This window comes from Micromonospora sp. NPDC050686, assembly GCF_040654475.1.
Classification (GTDB): domain Bacteria; phylum Actinomycetota; class Actinomycetes; order Mycobacteriales; family Micromonosporaceae; genus Micromonospora.
Genome location: NZ_JBFAID010000059.1, coordinates 23,895 through 41,758 on the forward strand (window position 1 = coordinate 23,895; position 17,864 = coordinate 41,758).

Below are 17,864 nucleotides of genomic sequence, written 5' to 3' on the forward strand. Positions count from 1 at the left end.
GGGGCGGACCCCGCTGGAAGGATTGACGTCGTGACGACGTTCGTTGACCGGGTCGTCCTGCACATGCAGGCCGGCGACGGCGGGCACGGCTGTGTCTCCATCCACCGGGAGAAGTTCAAGCCCTTCGGCGGGCCCGACGGCGGCAACGGCGGGCACGGCGGCACTGTCTCGCTGGTGGTCGACCCGCAGGTGACCACGCTGCTGGATTTCCACTTCCGCCCGCACCTCAAGGCCGACAACGGCAAGGGGGGCGCCGGCTCGAACCGGGACGGGGCCAACGGCCGCGACCTGGTGATCAAGGTGCCGAACGGCACCGTCGTGCAGACCCTCGACGGTGAGGTGTTGGCCGACCTGGTCGGCGCGGGTACCACGTTCGAGGCGGCCCGGGGTGGTCGCGGCGGCCGGGGCAACGCCTCGCTGGCCAACGCCCGCCGCAAGGCCCCCGGCTTCGCCGAGCTCGGCGAGCCCGGCGACAAGCTCGACGTGGTGCTGGAGCTCAAGAGCGTCGCCGACGTCGGCCTGGTCGGCTTCCCGTCGGCCGGCAAGTCGTCGCTGATCTCCGTGATCTCCGCCGCCAAGCCGAAGATCGCCGACTACCCGTTCACCACCCTGGTGCCCAACCTGGGCGTGGTGCGGGTGGACAACCACACCTTCACCGTGGCCGATGTGCCGGGCCTGATCCCCGGCGCGGCCGCCGGCAAGGGCCTCGGGCTGGAGTTCCTCCGCCACGTCGAGCGTTGCGCCGTGCTGGTGCACGTGGTCGACACCGCGACGTTGGAGCCGGGCCGGGACCCGCTGGCCGACATCGACACCATCGAGGCCGAGCTGGCCCAGTACGGCGGGCTGGCCGACCGGCCCCGGCTGGTCGCGCTGAACAAGGTCGACGTGCCGGACGGGCAGGACCTCGCCGACATCGTCCGGCCGGACCTGGAGGAGCGCGGCTTCCGGGTGTTCGACGTCTCCGCCGCCACCCGGGAGGGGCTCAAGGAGCTCACCTTCGCAATGGCCGAGCTGGTCGAGCAGTCCCGCAGTGCCGCGCCGCCGGCCGAGCCGACCCGGGTCGTGATCCGGCCGAAGGCGGTCGACGACGCCGGCTTCACCATCGAGGCGGAGGCGGACGGCTCGTACACGGTCCGCGGCACTCGCCCGGAGCGCTGGGTACGGCAGACGAACTTCGACAACGACGAGGCGGTCGGCTACCTCGCCGACCGGCTGGCCCGCCTCGGCGTCGAGGAGAAGCTGGCCAAGGCCGGCGCCCAGCCCGGCGACCTGGTGCGGATCGGCGAGCGCGAGTTCGACTGGCAGCCGACGCTCTACGCCGGCGTGGACTTCGTCCCGGGCAACCGGGGCACCGACGTGCGGCTGGAGGAGAAGTCGACCCGACCGTCGGCCACCGAGCGGCTGGCGGCCCGCAAGGCCCGTCGCCAGCGCCCGGCCGACGAGATCGAGGCCGCGGCGGCACCGGAGGCGGACGACGACGAGGACTGAGGCTGGTCCCGTCCGGGCGCGGTCCCGGTCCCGGTCCCGGTCCCGGTCCCGGTCCGGGGGCGGACGAGCGCGATACCTGAGAGGTATTTTTATGACTCTCGGGTATCACGCCCGCGATCGCACGTTGCCCGCCGACGCACGCAGGTGGGCCCCTGATCGCGTTGTGGTAGCAAGCGGGAAACCTGGGCGTAACGGACGGAGCCTAGCGTGGCCGGCATGCTGATCGAGGCCCGTCCCGCCACCGATCCGGAGCTCGCCGCCCTGGTCGTCGCCCAGCAGCGCGAACTGCGCGAGGCCGACGGCGGCCTCGACGGTCAGGTGACCGTCCCCCACGACGACATCCACTACCTGGTGGTGATCGACGGCGGGCGGGTGGTGGCCTGCGGTGGGATCCAGGCGCTGGACCCCGACACCGGGGAGCTGAAGCGGATGTACGTCCGCCCGGCGTACCGGGGACGGGGCATCGCCCGGCAGTTGCTCGCCGCGCTGGAGGAGTTGGCCTTCCAGCGGGGGCACACCGTGGTCTGTCTGGAGACCGGCACGTATCTGCCGGCCGCGATCCGGCTCTACACCTCCTGCGGGTACGAGCCGATCCCGGTGTACGGCGAGTACGTCGGCAACCCGTACAGCGTCTGTTTCGCCAAGCGGCTGCCGGTGGCCGTCTGACGGCGGCGGGCAGGGCGCGCGCTCAGGCGCCGGTCTCGGCATGCGCGGTGGTGACGGGCTTGGACTCCGGGCTGCCGTGCTGGCGCAGCACGATGCTCAGCAGGATCAGCACGCCCACCGCGAGGAACTCGCTCTGCCAGTTCTGCATGGACTGGAACCAGAAGTCGCTGGTGCCCAGGAACTGCCCGGCGCTGATCGGGGCGGCCCCGCTCTGCAACGCCTGCTCCTCGTTGTACGCGCGCACGCCGCCGAGCAGGTGACCGAGGAACGAGCCGGCGAAGATCAGCAGCAGCGCGATCGACAGGCTGTGACGGTAGACGGCCAGCGGCAGCCCGCCGAAGCGGGCCGGCCAGGGGGAGTCCGGGGTGGCCCGGCGCGCGTCGTCCTCGGGGCGGTCGCCCTGGTCCTCGGGCTTGGACTCGGCCGAGCCCTTCTGCACCAGGTACGCGGTGAGCAGCACGTAGCCGCCCATCTGGAGGAACTCCGACTCCCAGTTCTCGAAGACCGCCTCCGCGAAGTGCCCCGTCCCCAGGTACGCCCACCAGCTCAGCGGCGCGGCACCGTACTCGGCCAACTCCTCGTTGTGGGTCTGCCAGCCGAACACGCTCTGTAACACCAGGAAGACCAGGAACGCACCGAGCATGGCAACCGTGAGCCCATTCTGCCGCAACCATCGTGGCATCGCTGACCCCCTCGTCCGGCGGGGAACCCCTCGGTAACCCGTCGTCGTGACGTTGCCCCAGGCGAGAATCCCGCAAACGCCGCGTCGGCGTGTCGGCTCGTCGCTCACCCGACCGGCTGATCGAGCAGCTCAGGGGCGGTCGGCGGGGGTATCCGGCCGGCCGCCGGTGCCCGCGCTGTTGGAGAGCAGCAGGCCCAGCGCGAGCATGCCGAAGCCGAGGAAGAGATGCAGCCAGTTCCCGGGGCCGTCGACCGGCATCCAGTTCAGCCCCTCGTGCCCCTCGGTGGCGAAGCCGTACAGCCAGACCCCGAGGTAGAGCGCACCGCCGATGGCCAGGAAGCCACGTGCCCCGGCGACCGTGCGAGCCAGGCCCAGCCCGACCAGGCCGGTGACCACGTGCACCAGGTTGTGCAGCACCGAGATCTGGAACAGGCCGAGCAGCTTGGCCCCCGAGTGGTGGCCGGCGAAGGCCAGGTCCCCGTAGTGCGTGGTGACGCCCGGGACGAAGCCCAGCACGCCGATCAGGACGAAGAGCGCCGCCACCGCCGCGGCGACCGACTGGACCCGGGGCCGGTTGCCGGCCGTGGCGCGTCCGCGCACGTCACGTGCCATCCGAGGTCACCTCCGCGAGCGCCGCCGACCCCCGCAGTCGGACACTCCTCACATTCTGTGACCGAAGGGAAGCGGAAGGTGGAGAAACGGTGAATCAGGCATGGACCCGACGACGGGGGGTAGGTCAACGGTGACGCCGACGCGAGTTCGGCGCGATCCCCCCGAGGACTACCGCGACGATCATCCGAGCGGAAGGGACATCATGACTTACGATCTCACGCCTACCACGTCCACGTACGAGTCGACGAACGGTGGCGTCCGGGACCAGGCCCGCCAGGTCGGCGCGGACGCGGCGAACGCGGGCGGCCAGGTCGCCGGCACCGCCAAGGAACAGGGTAAGGAGGTGGTGAGCGAGGCCACCCGACAGGCCCGCAACCTGTACGGCGAGGCCCGCAACCAGCTCACCGCCCAGAGCAGCCAGCAGCAACAGCGCGCCGCCGGCGGCCTGCGGTCGCTGGCCGAGGAGATGCGCACCATGGCGCAGAACGGCGGCGGCTCCGGCCCGGTCACCGAACTGGCCCACCAGGCCGCGGACCGGGTGCACGGCGTGGCCGGTTGGCTGGAGCAGCGCGAGCCGGGCGACCTGCTCAACGAGGTGAAGAGCTACGCCCGCCGCAACCCGGGCACGTTCCTGGTCGGTGCGGCGCTGCTCGGCGTGGTCGCCGGCCGGCTCACCCGCAACATCAGCGCCCTGGGTGACGGCCCGACCGGCACCGGATCGGCATACGACCCGGACCGTACCGCCGTGATCCCCACCCCGCCGGCCCCGCGGGCCGTGCCGGACGCGGTGCCGCCGGGCGGCTACCTCGACCCGCAGCCGGGCAGCTACGCCGACCCGAACACCGGTTACGCCGACCCGACGCCGGGTGGCTACACCGACCCGACCCGGGGCGGGTACGCCGAGCCCACCGGGATCGGCCAGCCGCTGCCGCCGGTGAGCCAGACCGACCCGCTGCCGGGCGTGCCGTCCAGCGGCACCACCCGTCCGTGACCGACCGGAGCGTCCGAAGGGAGACCGTGGCATGAGCATGCCGACGCAGGGTTCCGGACCGGGCTCCGGACACGCGGGCGCCACGCCCGGCGTTGACGGGTACCCGGGCGCCCCGCCCACCGCCGACGAGGTGCGCAGCAGTTCCATCGGTGACCTGATGCGTCAGGTGACCAGCGACCTGTCCACGCTGATGCGGCAGGAGGTGGAACTGGCCAAGGCCGAGATCCGCCAGGAGGGGAAGAAGGCGGGCAAGGCCGCCGGCCTCTACGGCGGCGCCGGCTTCGGCGGTTACATGGTGGCGCTCTTCGTCTCCATCGCGCTGTGGCAGTTCCTGGACAACGTGCTGGATTCGGGCCTGGCGGCCCTGATTGTGGCCGTCATCTGGGCCGTGCTGGCCGCCGTCCTCTATTCGCAGGCCAAGAAGAACGCCCAGCACGTGCGGGGCCTGAAGCAGACCAACGACAGCGTGCAGCGCATTCCCGACGCGCTGAAGCCGCACCCGGAGGGAGTCACCCGATGAGCACCGATCCCGACCAGATCCGCCGGGAGATCGAGGCCACCCGCAACAACCTCAGCTCCGACGTGGACGCGCTGGCGTACAAGGTCAGCCCCGGCCGCATCGTCGACGACCGCAAGCAGCGGGCGCGCAACGCGCTGCAGAATGTGAGGGACAAGGTAATGGGCACCGCTTCCGACCTCGGCCACGCCGGTAGCCACGCCGGCCACTCGGTGGGCGACCACGCCTCGTCGGCGGCCCACACGGTCAGCGACAAGGCGCACTCCGCCGCGTGGACGGTGAGCGACGCCGCGCACCGGGCCCCGCACAAGGTGCGGGAGAAGTCCGAGGGCAACCCGCTGGCCGCCGGCGTGATCGCCTTCGGGGTGGGCATGCTCGCCTCGTCGCTGCTGCCCGCCACCCGGCGCGAGCAGCAGGTGGCGAGCCAGGTCAAGGAACGCGCCGCCGAGCACAGCGACACCGTCAAGCAGAAGCTGGGCGAGGTCGCCGGCGAGGTGCGGGACGAGCTGCGCGAGCCGGCCCAGCAGGCGACCGAGTCGGTCAAGGCGACCGCGCAGGACGCCGTGCACGCGGTGAAGGACGACACCCGCAGCGCCGCGCACGACGTGCGGGACTCCGCCCAGCAGTCGCGCGACCAGGTGCGTTACTGACCGGGCAACCCGTAGGCCCGCGGCTCGCGGCCACGGCCCGGCCGTACGCCGGGGGTGTGGCCGCGAGCTGTCGTTTGCGGGGCGTCGGCCGGATTGCGGGCGATCATGGCGGTTTGTCGTTTCGGTGGGCCCTGGCCGGGTAGCGCCTCTGCGGGAGGGTGGTCCGTCCCGGACCACCGCGGAGGAGACGTGATGAGCAGCAACGGAACGAGGTGGGCGCTGACCGGCGCCGCCACGGTGACGGCGCTGGGCGTCGGTCGGGTGCTCGTCCGGCGGCGACGCCGGCACCAGCCCGACCGGGCGGACGGCTGGTACGTCGTCCACCGGGGGATCACCGTGGACCGGCCGGTGGACGCGGTGATCGGCTTCTGGGCGGACCGGGAACGGCTGGACCGGGCGCTGGGCGAGTGGGCGACCCTGGAGCAGCTCGACGACGACCGGTGGCGTTGCGTGGCCCGCGACCCGGCCGGCGGCGACACCGAGTGGCGCGCCGAGATCACCGTCGACGGGCCGCGCCGGCTGAGCTGGCGGGTCACCGACGGGCCGGCGGCCCAGCAGGGGCAGGTCGAGCTGATGGCGGCCCCGCAGGGCCGGGGCACCGAAATCCGCGTGGAGCTGCGCTGGCGCTCCGGCCCGGTCCGCCGGATGCTGGGCCTGACCACCGGCAGCGACCCCGACCTGGGGCTGCGCGACGCGTTGCGCCGGATCAAGTCGCTGATCGAGTGCGGCGAGATGCTCGACACCCGCCGGGACCCGTCGGGGCGGTCGACGGCACAGGAGAAGGCGACCGACAAGGTACGCGAGAAGCTGATGGCGGGCGGCCGGGCATGAGGGCGCTGTGCTGGGAGGGCGTCGGCAAGCTGGCCGTACGCGACGTGCCGGAGCCCACGATCCGCGCCAACCGGGACATCATCGTCAAGGTGCGAGCCAGCAGCGTCTGCGGCTCCGACCTGCACCTGATCAACGGCTACCTGCCGGCGATGCGCGAGGGCGACATCCTCGGCCACGAGTTCATGGGCGAGGTGGTGGAGACCGGGCCCGGGGTCGAACGGCTCACCGTCGGCGACCGCGTGGTGGTCGGCTCGGTGGTGGCCTGCGGCGGCTGTTGGTACTGCCGCACCGAGCAGTACTCACTCTGCGACAACTCCAACCCCCAGCCGGTGCTGGCGGAGAAGCTCTGGGGGCACTCGCCGGCCGGCATCCTCGGCTACTCCCACGCCGCCGGCGGCTACTCCGGCAGTCACGCGGAATACATCCGGGTGCCGTTCGGCGACGTCGGCGCGTTCCCGGTCCCGGACGGGGTGCCGGACGACGCGGTGGTGTTCGCCTCCGACGCCATGCCGACGGGCTGGATGGCCGCCGACTTCTGCGCGCTCAAGGGCGGCGAGGTGGTCGCGGTCTGGGGCGCCGGCGGGGTCGGGCAGATGGCTGCCCGGTCGGCGCAGATCCTGGGTGCGGAACGGGTCATCATGATCGACCGGCTGCCCGAGCGGCTCGGCACCGCCGCCGACCGGCTCGGCGTCGAGACGATCAACTACGCGGAGACCGACGTGCTGGAGGCGCTGCGCGAGCTGACCGCCGGCCGGGGCCCGGACGCCTGCATCGAGGCGGTCGGCATGGAGTCGCACGACGTCGGCCCGATCTACGCGTACGACCGGACCAAGCAGGCGGCCCGGATGCAGACCGACCGGCCCACCTCCGTCCGGCAGGCGATCATGGCCTGCCGCAAGGGCGGCACGGTCAGCATCGTCGGTGTGTACGGCGGCCTGGTCGACAAGTTCCCGCTCGGCGCGGCGATGAACAAGGCGCTGGTGCTGCGGATGGGGCAGATGCACGCCCAGCGCTACATCCCGATGCTGCTGGACCGGATCGCGACCGGCGAGGTCGATCCGGGCTACCTGGCCACCCACCCGATGTCGCTGGAGCAGGGCGCCCGCGGCTACGAGATCTTCGAGAAGAAGCAGGACGGCTGCCTGCGGACCGTCCTGCACCCGCAGCCGGCCTGACCGACACGGTTGGTTCGACCAGCGTGAGCGGGGTACAGCTTCCCGCATGTCTGCTTGGACTGAACAAGCGCGGTCCCGGGCCGTGACCGCCACCAGGGCGTTCGGCGGCAGCGTCGGTGCCCTGGTGGTGGCCGGCACGGTCGCCCTGCTGGCCCGGCAACCCTGGCTCTTCCCCAGCCTCGGGCCCGCGATCATGCTGCACATCGAGAAGCCCGACCAGCCGGAGTCGTCGCCGCGCAACAGCGTCGTCGGCCACCTGGTCGCGCTGCTCACCGGGTACGCCCTGCTGGTCGTCACCGGCCTCGCCGGCCATCCGTCGGCCCTTCAGGAGGGTTTCTCCGTACCGCGGATCATCGCCGCCGCCGGCTCCCTCGCCGTCACCGCCGCCCTGCTGGCGCTACTGAACGCGTCGCATCCGCCGGCCGGTGCCACCACCCTGCTGGTGAGCCTGGGACTCCTGAAGACCCCTGCCCAGTTGGTCATCGCGTTCGCCGCGGTGCTGCTGGTGACCGCGCTTGACCTGCTCTTCAATCGGGCCACCGGACGGCAGATGCCGCTGTGGCGCGCGCCGTCCCGGAAGGAGGACAGCAATGGTGGACCGGATCGCCGACCCGTGGGGGCCGCGGACACCGTACGGGCCGGGTGAGCCGTGGCCCGTGCGGGTGGACACCTTCCTCGCCGACGGGCACACCGAGGCGGACGTGCGGCGCTGGGTGCCGAGCGCGTCGATCCTGCACTCCAACGGCGACGCGATGGACATCGCCGTGGTCGACGACCGGATCGTCGGCGTACGGGGCCGGGCGGGCGACCGGATCAACCACGGCCGGGTCGACCCCAAGGACCTGTACGGCTGGCAGGCCAACCACAGCCCGGACCGGCTGCGCCGCCCGCTGGTCCGCGACGGTGACCGGCTGGTGGAGACCGACTGGGACACCGCGATGGGCCGGCTGGTGGCCCGGTCGAAGGAGCTGCTGGACGGCCCGGGCGGCTGGGGGCACTTCGGCTTCTACACCAGCGGCCAGCTCTTCCTGGAGGAGTACTACGCCCTCGGCGTGATCGGCAAGGCCGGCATCGGCACCCCGCACATGGACGGCAACACCCGGCTCTGCACCGCCACCGCCACCGCCGCACTGAAGGCGTCGTTCGGCACCGATGGGCAGCCCGGGTCGTACACCGATGTGGATCACTGCGACGCGATCGCGCTCTGGGGGCACAACGTCGCGGAGACCCAGACCGTGTTGTGGATGCGGATGCTGGACCGGCGGCGCGGGCCCAACCCGCCGGCCATGCTGGCGGTCGACCCGCGCGCCACCCCGGTGGCCCGGGAGGCGGACGTGCACCTGGCGCTGCGCAACGGCACCAACGTGGCGCTGCTCAACGGCCTGCTCCGCGAGCTGATCCACCGCGGCTGGTACGACGAGGCGTACGTCCGGGCGCACACCATCGGCTTCGACAAGCTGTGCCGGGTGGTCGAGGAGTACCCCGTGGCGAAGGTCGCGGAGATCTGCGACCTGCGGGCCGCCGACGTGGAGCGCGCGGCCGAGCTGCTGGGGCACTCGCGGCGGCTGCTCTCCACCGTGCTCCAGGGCTTCTACCAGTCCAACCAGGCCACCGCGGCGGCCTGCCAGGTGAACAACCTGCACCTGATCCGGGGCATGCTCGGCCGGCCTGGCGCCGGGCTCTACCAGATGAACGGCCAGCCCACCGCGCAGAACAACCGCGAGTGCGGCGCCGACGGCGACCTGCCCGGCCTGCGCAACTGGGAGAACACCGAACACGTCGCGGAGCTGGCCCGGCTCTGGAACGTCGAGGTGGACACCATCCCGCACTGGGCCCCGCCCACCCACGCCATGCAGATCTTCCGGTACGCCGAGCAGGGCTCGATCAAGCTGCTCTGGATCTCGGCCACCAACCCGGCGGTCTCCCTGCCCGACCTGGCCCGGATCCGGCGCATCCTGGCCAGGCCGGAACTCTTCGTGGTGGTGCAGGACCTCTTCCTCACCGAGACCGCGCAGCTCGCCGACGTGGTGCTGCCGGCGGCGACCTGGGGCGAGAAGACCGGCACCTTCACCAGCGTGGACCGCACCGTGCACATCTCCGACAAGGCGGTCGAGCCACCCGGTGAGGCCCGCGCGGACCTGGACATCTTCCTCGACTACGCGCGGCGGATGGACTTCCGGGACAAGGACGGCAATCCGCTGATCCCCTGGACCGGCCCGGAGGAGGTGTTCCGGGCCTGGCAGGAGTGTTCGCGCGGCCGGCCCTGCGACTACACCGGCATCAGCTACGAGCGGCTGCGCGCCGGGGGCATCCAGTGGCCGTGCGACGACGAGCATCCCGACGGCACCGAACGGCTCTATCCCGACGGGGTGTTCAACACCGACCCGGGCTACTGCGAGAGCTACGGCCACGACCTGGCCACCGGCGCGGAGCTGCTGCCGGAGGAGTACCGGGCCAAGCAGCCCGGCGGGCGGGCGTTCCTGCACGCGGTGGCGTACCAGCCGTCGCCGGAGGTGCCCAGCGACGAGTACCCGCTGCTGCTCACCACCGGGCGGACCGTCTACCAGTTCCACACCCGGACCAAGACCGGCCGGGCCACCCAGCTGGTGCACGCGGCGCCCGAGTCGTGGGTGGAGCTGAACCCGGCCGACGCCGACCGCCTCGGGGTCGCCGAGGGGGACCTGGTCCGGGTCGAGTCGCCCCGCGGCGCGGTCCGCGGTCGGGTCCGCGTCTGCGGGGTACGCCCCGGCGTCGTCTTCGTCCCCTTCCACTACGGCTACTGGGACGCCGACGACGGGGCCGGGCCGGCGCAGGGCCGGCACGACCGGGCGGCCAACGAGCTGACCATCACCGCCTGGGATCCGGTCTCCAAGCAGCCGATCTTCAAGGTGGCGGCGGTCCGGGTGGTCAAGGAGGCCGACTCGGGCGGCCGGCCGTCGCCCGCGCCCACCGTGGGCGGCTGTGCCCCGCCCGAGGGCACCGGCATCCCGGCCACCGTCGGCGGCCCGGCCGCCGAGGCGTCGTCGAGGAGGCAGTGAGATGCACCTGGCGCACTATCTGGGGCTGCTGCACCGGGCCCAGGCCCGGCTCGGCGACGCGTTCGCCGAGGTGGGCGCGGCGCACCGGGAGGAGCCGGACGTCTTCCACAGCTGCGAACGGCTGGCCGCCCAGTGCCGGGGGCACGCGGAGCGGCTGGCCCCGTTCGCGCGGCGGTACGCCGAGGACGCCCCGGCCGAGCCGGACCGGCTGCACTCGGAGCTCTTCTCCGGCACCCGGACCGGCCCGATCGGGCTGCTCCGCGACCTCCAGGACCTCTACCTGATGGCCGCCGAGTGCGACATCTCCTGGACGATCGTCGGGCAGGCCGCGTACGGCGCCCGGGACGAGGAACTGCTCGCGGTGGTGAAGAGCTGCGAGCAGGAGACCGCCATGCAGCTGAAGTGGCTGCGTACCCGGATGAAGCAGGCCGGCCCGCAGGCGCTCATCGTCGCGGAGTGACCGGGCGGGCCGGTCGCCCGGTCAGGGGCGCAGGTCGGTGGTCGCCCGCCCGGTCTCCGGATCGAAGGGGTACGAGACGTGCTGGTGCACCATCCGCCAGTCACCGTCCACCCGCCGGAACACCCGGGTGCCGCGGGACCAGTGCTCGGCCGGGCCGCCCGGCTCGCCGACCAGCACCCGGTTGAGCCCCCAGGCGACGGCGAGGTCCCCGGCGGTGAGCACGGTGATCGGCGCCATCAGGCCGGCCAGGTCGCCGGCCGCGGTGGCGTCGTACCACCGCCGGTGCAGGTCCCGCACCTCCCGCTCGGCGTCCGCGACGCCCGAGGTGTCGGCGAACGAGTGGTGTTCGTGGCTGACCAGCCAGCGCCCCTCCTCCTTGCGCAGCCCGAGCGTCAGCCGCAGCCGCTGCTCCGGGTCACGGGCCAGGTCGGCCGGGGTGCCGCAGCGCAGCAGCGCGTGGGCGAACGCGACGCTGCCGCCGACCGTGGCCGCCAGCTCGGTGATCTCGAACCGGGCGCCCCGCGCCTGCCAGCGCAGGAACGGCGGCCAGCTGTCGCGGTACACGTCGAGGCCGCGGACGTCCGCCGGCACGTCGAACATGAGGATGTCGTCGGCGTGGTCGGCCAGTACGCCGGCCAGGTCGCCACGGTGCACCGCCGCCGCCCAGTCCTCGATCAACCGCCTGATCCGTGCCTCGTCCGCGGCGGTGCCGCCGTCGTGCCCGTCGGCCCGGCGCGTCCCGGTCGCCGCCGGTCGGGTGGTTCCTATCTGCCTCCCGTGGATCGGTCGTCGTCTCCACCGGTTACAACCCGCGGGCAGGAGTGAACTCATCGTCCCGGCCCGGATCGCCGCCCGGGGTGGGTGCCGACAGCGCCGCCGGCAGGCCGAACGCGGTCAGGTCGGCGGTCAGGAACGAGACCACCTCGGCGACCCGGGCGCCCCGCAGGGCCACCACGTCCAGCCCCGAGGGCAGCCAGGCCCCGGCCTCCTCCGCCCATCGGTAGGTGCCGAACGCCAGCTGGCCGTTGGCCGTCGCCGGGAGCAGACGCCACCGCCAGCGCAGCGGCCCGTCGAGCAGGAACGCCCGGATGTCCGCCGGACCCGCGTACCAGGTGGGCAGCGGGGGCATCGAGTAGCGCGCGTCCTCGGTCAGCATCGCCACCACCGCGTCGACGTCCCCGGTCTCCCAGGCGGTGGCGTAGCGCCGGGCCAGCTCGCGTACCGCCCGGTCGCCCAGCCGGGCCCGCGTCGCGCGCTGGCTCTCCCCGGGCAGCGTGGCGTCGACCGCGCGGCGGGCCCGTTGCAGCGCGCTGTTGACCGCCGCCACGCTGGTGCCCAGCAATTCGGCGGTCTCCCGGGCGGAGAAACCGAGGACCTCCCGTAGCAGCAGCACCGCCCGGTGCGGCCCGGACAGGTGCTGGACCGCGGCGACGAACGCCAGCTCCACGGACTCCCGGGCCAGCAGCCGCGCCTCCGGGCCGGCCGGAGGAAGCCGGTCGTCGGGGTACAGCTCCAGCCAGGTGGCCTCGGCCGTCGGGGCCTCGGGACTCAGGTCGGCCGGCAACTCCCGGCGGGCCCGCCGTTCGATCAGGGTGAGGCACCGGTTGGTGGCGATCCGGTACAGCCAGGGGCGGATCGATCCCCGGTCCTCGTACGCCGCCAGGCTCCGCCAGGCCCGCAGCAGGGTCTCCTGGACGGCGTCGTCGGCGTCGTGGACCGAGCCGAGCAGGCGGTAGCAGTGCGCGTGCAGTTCGACGCGGAGCGGGCCGACCAGCGCCGCGAAGGCGTCCTGGTCACCGGCGCGGGCCGCGGCGATCGTCCGGGCGGGGTCCGCCAGCACGGCGTACCGGGACTGGTCCATGGCCCGACCATCTCATCCCGCACCGACACGCCGGCGCCCGTCGGCGTCGCGTCAGCCGGTGCGGCGCACGTCGGAGATCAGGAACCCGCTCGGCGGGCGGGCGGGCATCCGGCGCAGCGACACCGCCAGGTCCTGCGGCGGCACGTCGTACCGCAGCGCGGTGGTCAGCAGGGTGACCGCGCGTTTCATCAGCTCGATCGTGCTCCACTCGCCGGCGCAGCGGTGCCCACCCAGATGCTCGCCGCCGCCCTGCGGCACGAACGCGTACGGGTCCACCGGCCAGCCGGCGAAGCGTTCCGGGCGGAACCGTTCCGGCTCCGGCCACAGCTTCGGGTGGTGGTTGGTGCCGTACAGGTCGAGCAGCACCCGGCGGCCCTGCGGGAAGTGGTGGCCCTGCCAGTCGAAGCTGCGCCGCACCCGGGCGGCGGTCACCGGGAAGAACGGGTAGTAGCGGCGGACCTCCTGCACGAACTGCTCGGTGGCGTCCTCGCCGGATCGGACGTGGTCCCGGCAGTGCGGGTGATCGTGCAGGGCCAGCGCGGCGAAGACCACCAGCCGGTCGACGGCGACCGTGGGCCGCAGCACGTTGAGCAGCTCCACCGCGGCGACCCGGCGCGGCAACGGCCGGCCGCCACCGTCGCGGTGCTCGGCGATCACCCGCAGCGCGCCGCCCGCCGGCGCCGGCAACGCGCCCCGGCGGACCCGCTCCACCAGGTCACCCGCCCAGTGTTCGCCCCGGCGCCGGGCCAGCCGGCCGCGCCAGTGCCGGGGGCCGAGCGCGACCGGCGCGTCGATCATGGCGTGCAGGTCGCCGGTGCGCCGGGCCACCTCCCGCTCGGCCAGCGGCACTCCCGCCCAGGCGCAGACCGCCCGGGTCAGCATCCGGCCGACCTCGTCGAAGAGCACCACCGGCCCGGACCGCTCCCAGGCCGGGATCCGGGCCCGCCACTCGTCCTCGAAGAGCTGACCCAGGTGCCGGACCGCGCTCGGCGTCATCAGCGACATGAACATCGCCTTGCGGTCGGCGTGCGGTGGCCCGTCCAGCCCCTGCATCCCGCCGACCCCGGTCAGCGTCCGCTGCCCCCGCTTCGGCATCGCGCCGGCGCGCTGGAACCGTTCGGTGTCGTAGAAGAGCATCGCCGCCGGCCGGCCGCGCAGGCAGATGGTCGGTTCCAGCAGCAGCCGGGTGGTGAAGATGTCACTGCCGTACCGCTCGCACCGGGTGCTGATGAACCGGTAGCCCTCGCGGAGATAGGCCAGGGTGCTGTCCGGGCTGCGGTCGGCAGGGGTGCTCATCGGTTCTCCTGACGGGCGGCCGGCCTGTTCGGGCCCGCCGCGGGCTGTCTACCCAGGTCACGGGACCTGAATCCGGGCGGTCGCAGGCGGCGGAGCCGGGGAGGGGCCAGCGCGACGAAACTTTCGCTGGCCCCTCCCGGGACGCCGCCGAGCTGGTTGCATCGGTGCCGGGCCGGTCGTGCAGCGCGACCGCGTCGACCACGGGGAGGACCGATGCGGGAGAAGACGCCGCCGTACTGGCGGGCGCGGCGGGTGGTGGCGGCGCTGGGGTCCGCCCCGCGGGCCGGGGGCGGCCGGGCGGACCCGCCGCTGGTCGGGCCACCCCGGCGTACGCCCCGGCCGCGCCGGCACTTCACCGCCCACCTGGGTTTCGAGGCGGACAGCCCGGAGCAGGCGCGCGAGCTGGCCGTGGCGTACGCGGAGGCGCTGAGCCTGCTCCGCCCGGAGCTGGCGCTCGGCGCGGCCGCCTGGTCGCCGGCCGACGCCTGGCACCGCGCCGAGCGGCTGTTCTGCGGCGCGGTCGGGCCGGACGGCGAGCGCTGTGCCGACGTGGCCGGTCACCCGGGCTTCCACCACGCCGCCGGCCCGGGCGGGCTGGGCTGGGGGGAGGGGGACGGGTGAGCCCACCCGCGGTGGCCTCAGTCCAGGTCGAACTCGCCGTCCTGGGCGCCGGCCACGAACGCGTCCCACTCGGCCTGGGTGAAGACCAGCACCGGGCCGTCCGGCTCGGCGGAGTTGCGCATGCCGATCAGGTCGTCGACGAAGGCCACCTCGACCGCGCTGTCGGAGGTGTCACCGTCGGCGCGCTGCCAGACCGCCCGGGACCTGTCGAAATCGCCCTTGGGGTGCTGACCCATCGTCGTTCCTCCATCACCGCACGTCGTGAGGGAACGCCTCCGTTCCCCATCGGGCAGGATAAGCGGATGCCGAGCCTGAACCATGTAGAGGCGAGCGCGCGTGGCGCGTCGATCACCGTCGAGTCCTATCAGGTGGACCTGGACCTGACCGATCCCGGTGACCGCTTCCGGTCGGCCAGCGTCATCCGGTTCCGCGCCACCCCCGGCGCCGAGACCTTCGTCGACGTCAAGCCGGTGACCCTGCGGTCGGCCCGGCTCAACGGCCGGGAGCTGGACCCGGCCGGCCTCACGGACGGCCGGCTGCCGCTGACCGGGCTGGCCGCCGACAACACGTTGACCGTCGACGCCGAGATGGGGTATTCGAACACGGGGGAGGGGCTGCACCGGTTCGTCGACCCCGCCGACGGCGAGACCTACCTCTACGCGATGTCCTTCCTCGACGAGGCGCCGCGCATCTTCGCCGCGTTCGACCAGCCCGACCTGAAGGCGCCGGTCACCCTGTCGGTCACCGCGCCGCCGCACTGGCTGGTGGCCGCCAACGGCGAGGTCGCCGCCACCCCGCGACCCGGTCGCTGGGAGTTCGCGCCCACCCAGCCGCTGGCCACCTACTTCGTCTCGCTGATCGCCGGCCCGTGGCACGTCCGGCGGGACACCCACGACGGCATCCCGCTGGGGCTCTGGTGCCGCCGCTCCCTCGCCGAGCACCTCGACGCCGACCTGGACGAGATCTTCACGATCACCAAGCAGTGCCTCGACCGCTTCCACCGGCTCTTCGTCGAGCGCTACCCGTTCGGCAAGTACGACCAGGCGTTCGTGCCGGAGTTCAACGCCGCGGCGATGGAGAACCCGGGCCTGGTCACCCTCCGCGACGACTACCTCTTCCGGTCCGCCGTGACCGACACCCAGCGGGAGCTGCGGGCCACCACCATCGCCCACGAAATGGCCCACCAGTGGTTCGGTGACCTGGTCACCATGAGCTGGTGGGACGACCTGTGGTTGAACGAGTCGTTCGCGGAATACCTGGGCACCCGGGTCACCGCCGAGGCGACCCGGTTCGCCCGGGCGTGGACCACCTTCGCGATGCGCCGCAAGGCCTGGGGGTACGCCGCCGACCAGCGCCCCTCCACCCACCCGGTCGCCCCACAGGAGGTGGCCGACGCGGCGCAGGCGCTGCTGAACTTCGACGGCATCTCGTACGCCAAGGGCGCCAGCGCGCTGCGGCAGCTGGTCGCCTGGCTCGGCGACGACGCCTTCCTGGCCGGGCTCAACGCGCACTTCGCCGCGCACCGGTTCGGCAACGCCACGCTGGCCGACCTGCTGGACAGCCTCGGAAAGGCCAGCGGACGCGACCTCACCGACTGGGCCGAGCGGTGGCTGCGCCGCCCCCAGGTCAACACCCTGCGGACCGAGGCGGTCGTCGACGCCGGGGGTCGCTGGGCCGAGGTGGCGGTCCGGCAGACGGCGGTCGAGGCGTACCCGGTGCTGCGCCCGCACCGCATCGGCGTGGGCCGGTACGCCCCCGACGGCACCGCGCACCGCTTCGAGGTGGACCTCGACCCGGACGCCGACGGTGGCCGGACCGTCCTCGCCGAGCTGGCCGGCGTCCCGGCCGACGCGCTGCTGCTGCCCAACGACGGCGACCTGACCTTCGCCAAGGTGCGCCTCGACCCCGCGTCGGCGGCGTTGGTGCCCACGCTGCTGCCCAGCCTGGCCGACCCGCTGGCCCGCGCGCTGCTCTGGCGGGAGGCGTTGGACGCGGCGACCGACGGGGAGCGGCCGGTGCCCGGCCTGGTCGACCTGATCGCGACGGCCCTGCCCGCCGAGACCGAGGTGATCATCGCCGAGGACGTGCTCACCCTGAGCCGTTCGCTGGTCGACCGCTATCTCGACGCGCCCACCCGGCAGGCCGCCCTGGCCCGGCTCGCCGACGCCTGCGCCAGGCTGCTGGCCAGCGCGCCGGCCGGCGGCTCGTTGCAGCTCGCCGGGGCCCGGGGCCTGATCGGCGCGAGCACCGACGCGGGGCTGCTGGCCGGCTGGCTGGCCGGCGACGGGGTGCCGGCGGGGCTGGCCGTGGACACCGAGCTGCGCTGGGCGGTGCTGCGCCGGCTGGTGGTGCTCGGCGCCGCGGGCGAGCCGGAGGTCGCCGCCGAGCTGGCCCGGGACAACAGCGCCGCCGGTGCGGAACGGGCCGCGTACTGCCGGGCGGCGCTGCCCGACGCCGGGGCGAAGCGGGCCGCCTGGGAGATCGTCACCCGCACCACCGAGCTGTCCAACCGGCTGGTCGAGGCGGCGGCGGAGGGGTTCTGGCAGCCCGAGCAGGCCGAGCTGACCGGGCCGTACGTCGAGCGGTACTTCGCCGAGATGCCGGGCGCGGCGCGGCTGCGTACCGCCTGGGTGGCCGAGCGGGTCGCGGCCCTGGCCTTCCCCCGCTACGCCGTGGCGCAGCCCACCCGGGAGGCGGCCGCGGCGCTGCTGGCCCGCGACGACCTGACCGCGGGGCTGCGCCGGGCGGTCACCGACGCGGACGACGACCTGCGTCGCGCGCTGGTGGCCCGCACGGCGATGGCCGCCACAGTGGCGGCCTGACCCCGGCCGGGGCGGGCGCGACGGCGGCGGCCCGTGCCCGCCGAGCCCCGCCGTGCGGCCTAGACGAGTAGTTCCGAAATCGGTCAGTGGTCGTAGGCGATCAGGGATCGGGTGACGGGTGCGCCGGTTTTGTTGTTGTGCCAGATGGCGGCGG

The 17,864-nt window shown here is 73.6% G+C and carries 18 protein-coding genes; 12 read left to right on the plus strand and 6 right to left on the minus strand.

Annotated features, from left to right (window positions below; all coding sequences use genetic code 11):
* Positions 1–30: 30 nt before the first annotated feature.
* Both obgE and AB0H57_RS27700 read left to right on the plus strand, forming a co-directional pair.
* A complete protein-coding gene (gene obgE / locus AB0H57_RS27695) occupies positions 31–1,488 on the plus strand; it encodes a GTPase ObgE (protein WP_357511396.1) in 1,458 nt (485 codons plus the stop codon).
* A 216-nt stretch (positions 1,489–1,704) separates the two neighbouring features.
* The gene (locus tag AB0H57_RS27700) at positions 1,705–2,154 is read left to right on the plus strand and encodes a GNAT family N-acetyltransferase (RefSeq protein ID WP_357511430.1); all 450 of its coding nucleotides are present in this window, start codon (positions 1,705–1,707) and stop codon (positions 2,152–2,154) included.
* A 22-nt stretch (positions 2,155–2,176) separates the two neighbouring features.
* Here AB0H57_RS27700 and AB0H57_RS27705 read toward each other — a convergent pair whose 3' ends face one another.
* Positions 2,177–2,836 (minus strand): DUF6766 family protein, encoded by a 660-nt coding sequence (locus AB0H57_RS27705; RefSeq protein WP_357511398.1) that lies wholly within the window; start codon positions 2,834–2,836, stop codon positions 2,177–2,179.
* A gap of 129 nt (positions 2,837–2,965) precedes the next feature.
* On the minus strand, positions 2,966–3,448 hold the full coding sequence (locus tag AB0H57_RS27710; RefSeq protein ID WP_357511400.1) for a DUF4383 domain-containing protein: 483 nt from the start codon (positions 3,446–3,448) through the stop codon (positions 2,966–2,968).
* Positions 3,449–3,650: 202 nt separating this feature from the next.
* On the opposite strand from AB0H57_RS27710, the gene AB0H57_RS27715 reads away from it, so the two are divergent.
* The 8 genes from AB0H57_RS27715 (at position 3,651) to AB0H57_RS27750 (ending at position 11,110) form a co-directional block, all read left to right on the plus strand.
* Positions 3,651–4,439 carry a hypothetical protein gene (locus AB0H57_RS27715; RefSeq protein ID WP_357511402.1) on the plus strand — a complete coding sequence of 263 codons (789 nt, stop codon included), beginning with the start codon at positions 3,651–3,653 and terminating at the stop codon, positions 4,437–4,439.
* A 31-nt stretch (positions 4,440–4,470) separates the two neighbouring features.
* The gene (locus AB0H57_RS27720) at positions 4,471–4,959 is read left to right on the plus strand and encodes a phage holin family protein (RefSeq protein WP_357511404.1); all 489 of its coding nucleotides are present in this window, start codon (positions 4,471–4,473) and stop codon (positions 4,957–4,959) included.
* On the plus strand, positions 4,956–5,606 hold the full coding sequence (locus AB0H57_RS27725; RefSeq protein ID WP_357511406.1) for a DUF3618 domain-containing protein: 651 nt from the start codon (positions 4,956–4,958) through the stop codon (positions 5,604–5,606). Before AB0H57_RS27720 ends, AB0H57_RS27725 begins: the two co-directional genes overlap by 4 nt.
* A 192-nt stretch (positions 5,607–5,798) precedes the next feature.
* Positions 5,799–6,437: an SRPBCC family protein gene (locus tag AB0H57_RS27730; protein WP_357511408.1), complete on the plus strand. Its 639-nt coding sequence runs from the start codon at positions 5,799–5,801 to the stop codon at positions 6,435–6,437.
* Positions 6,434–7,612 (plus strand): zinc-dependent alcohol dehydrogenase, encoded by a 1,179-nt coding sequence (locus AB0H57_RS27735; RefSeq protein ID WP_357511410.1) that lies wholly within the window; start codon positions 6,434–6,436, stop codon positions 7,610–7,612. The genes AB0H57_RS27730 and AB0H57_RS27735 overlap by 4 nt, the downstream gene beginning before the upstream one ends.
* Before the next feature lie 82 nt (positions 7,613–7,694).
* The gene (locus tag AB0H57_RS27740) at positions 7,695–8,258 is read left to right on the plus strand and encodes an HPP family protein (RefSeq protein ID WP_357511412.1); all 564 of its coding nucleotides are present in this window, start codon (positions 7,695–7,697) and stop codon (positions 8,256–8,258) included.
* Positions 8,203–10,650 carry a molybdopterin-dependent oxidoreductase gene (locus tag AB0H57_RS27745; RefSeq protein WP_357511414.1) on the plus strand — a complete coding sequence of 816 codons (2,448 nt, stop codon included), beginning with the start codon at positions 8,203–8,205 and terminating at the stop codon, positions 10,648–10,650. Before AB0H57_RS27740 ends, AB0H57_RS27745 begins: the two co-directional genes overlap by 56 nt.
* Position 10,651: 1 nt before the next feature.
* Positions 10,652–11,110: a hypothetical protein gene (locus AB0H57_RS27750; protein WP_357511416.1), complete on the plus strand. Its 459-nt coding sequence runs from the start codon at positions 10,652–10,654 to the stop codon at positions 11,108–11,110.
* Positions 11,111–11,131: 21 nt separating this feature from the next.
* Here the strand turns inward: AB0H57_RS27750 and AB0H57_RS27755 are convergent, their stop codons facing one another.
* From AB0H57_RS27755 to AB0H57_RS27765, 3 genes are all read right to left on the minus strand, one after another.
* A complete protein-coding gene (locus tag AB0H57_RS27755; RefSeq protein WP_357511432.1) occupies positions 11,132–11,797 on the minus strand; it encodes a nuclear transport factor 2 family protein in 666 nt (221 codons plus the stop codon).
* A 115-nt stretch (positions 11,798–11,912) separates the two neighbouring features.
* Positions 11,913–12,971 (minus strand): sigma-70 family RNA polymerase sigma factor, encoded by a 1,059-nt coding sequence (locus AB0H57_RS27760; RefSeq protein WP_357511418.1) that lies wholly within the window; start codon positions 12,969–12,971, stop codon positions 11,913–11,915.
* Positions 12,972–13,022: 51 nt separating this feature from the next.
* The gene (locus tag AB0H57_RS27765; protein WP_357511420.1) at positions 13,023–14,267 is read right to left on the minus strand and encodes a cytochrome P450; all 1,245 of its coding nucleotides are present in this window, start codon (positions 14,265–14,267) and stop codon (positions 13,023–13,025) included.
* A 213-nt stretch (positions 14,268–14,480) separates the two neighbouring features.
* Here AB0H57_RS27765 and AB0H57_RS27770 point away from each other — a divergent pair, with 213 nt between their 5' ends.
* Positions 14,481–14,888 (plus strand): hypothetical protein, encoded by a 408-nt coding sequence (locus AB0H57_RS27770; protein WP_357511422.1) that lies wholly within the window; start codon positions 14,481–14,483, stop codon positions 14,886–14,888.
* Positions 14,889–14,905: 17 nt separating this feature from the next.
* On the opposite strand, the gene AB0H57_RS27775 is transcribed toward AB0H57_RS27770, so the two are convergent.
* On the minus strand, positions 14,906–15,124 hold the full coding sequence (locus AB0H57_RS27775) for a DUF397 domain-containing protein (RefSeq protein ID WP_357511424.1): 219 nt from the start codon (positions 15,122–15,124) through the stop codon (positions 14,906–14,908).
* A gap of 66 nt (positions 15,125–15,190) precedes the next feature.
* On the opposite strand from AB0H57_RS27775, the gene pepN reads away from it, so the two are divergent.
* The gene (gene pepN / locus AB0H57_RS27780) at positions 15,191–17,710 is read left to right on the plus strand and encodes an aminopeptidase N (protein WP_357511426.1); all 2,520 of its coding nucleotides are present in this window, start codon (positions 15,191–15,193) and stop codon (positions 17,708–17,710) included.
* Positions 17,711–17,864 lie beyond the last annotated feature (154 nt).

Coding starts and splice junctions, on each gene's coding strand:
- AB0H57_RS27760 (WP_357511418.1), bottom strand. CDS start 12,971: ATGGACCAGTCCCGGTACGCCGTGCTGGCGGACCCCGCCCGGACGATC.
- AB0H57_RS27725 (WP_357511406.1), top strand. CDS start 4,956: ATGAGCACCGATCCCGACCAGATCCGCCGGGAGATCGAGGCCACCCGC.
- AB0H57_RS27720 (WP_357511404.1), top strand. CDS start 4,471: ATGAGCATGCCGACGCAGGGTTCCGGACCGGGCTCCGGACACGCGGGC.
- AB0H57_RS27700 (WP_357511430.1), top strand. CDS start 1,705: ATGCTGATCGAGGCCCGTCCCGCCACCGATCCGGAGCTCGCCGCCCTG.
- AB0H57_RS27745 (WP_357511414.1), top strand. CDS start 8,203: ATGGTGGACCGGATCGCCGACCCGTGGGGGCCGCGGACACCGTACGGG.
- AB0H57_RS27710 (WP_357511400.1), bottom strand. CDS start 3,448: ATGGCACGTGACGTGCGCGGACGCGCCACGGCCGGCAACCGGCCCCGG.
- AB0H57_RS27735 (WP_357511410.1), top strand. CDS start 6,434: ATGAGGGCGCTGTGCTGGGAGGGCGTCGGCAAGCTGGCCGTACGCGAC.
- AB0H57_RS27705 (WP_357511398.1), bottom strand. CDS start 2,836: ATGCCACGATGGTTGCGGCAGAATGGGCTCACGGTTGCCATGCTCGGT.
- AB0H57_RS27770 (WP_357511422.1), top strand. CDS start 14,481: ATGCGGGAGAAGACGCCGCCGTACTGGCGGGCGCGGCGGGTGGTGGCG.
- AB0H57_RS27750 (WP_357511416.1), top strand. CDS start 10,652: ATGCACCTGGCGCACTATCTGGGGCTGCTGCACCGGGCCCAGGCCCGG.
- AB0H57_RS27730 (WP_357511408.1), top strand. CDS start 5,799: ATGAGCAGCAACGGAACGAGGTGGGCGCTGACCGGCGCCGCCACGGTG.
- AB0H57_RS27775 (WP_357511424.1), bottom strand. CDS start 15,124: ATGGGTCAGCACCCCAAGGGCGATTTCGACAGGTCCCGGGCGGTCTGG.
- pepN (WP_357511426.1), top strand. CDS start 15,191: ATGCCGAGCCTGAACCATGTAGAGGCGAGCGCGCGTGGCGCGTCGATC.
- AB0H57_RS27765 (WP_357511420.1), bottom strand. CDS start 14,267: ATGAGCACCCCTGCCGACCGCAGCCCGGACAGCACCCTGGCCTATCTC.
- AB0H57_RS27715 (WP_357511402.1), top strand. CDS start 3,651: ATGACTTACGATCTCACGCCTACCACGTCCACGTACGAGTCGACGAAC.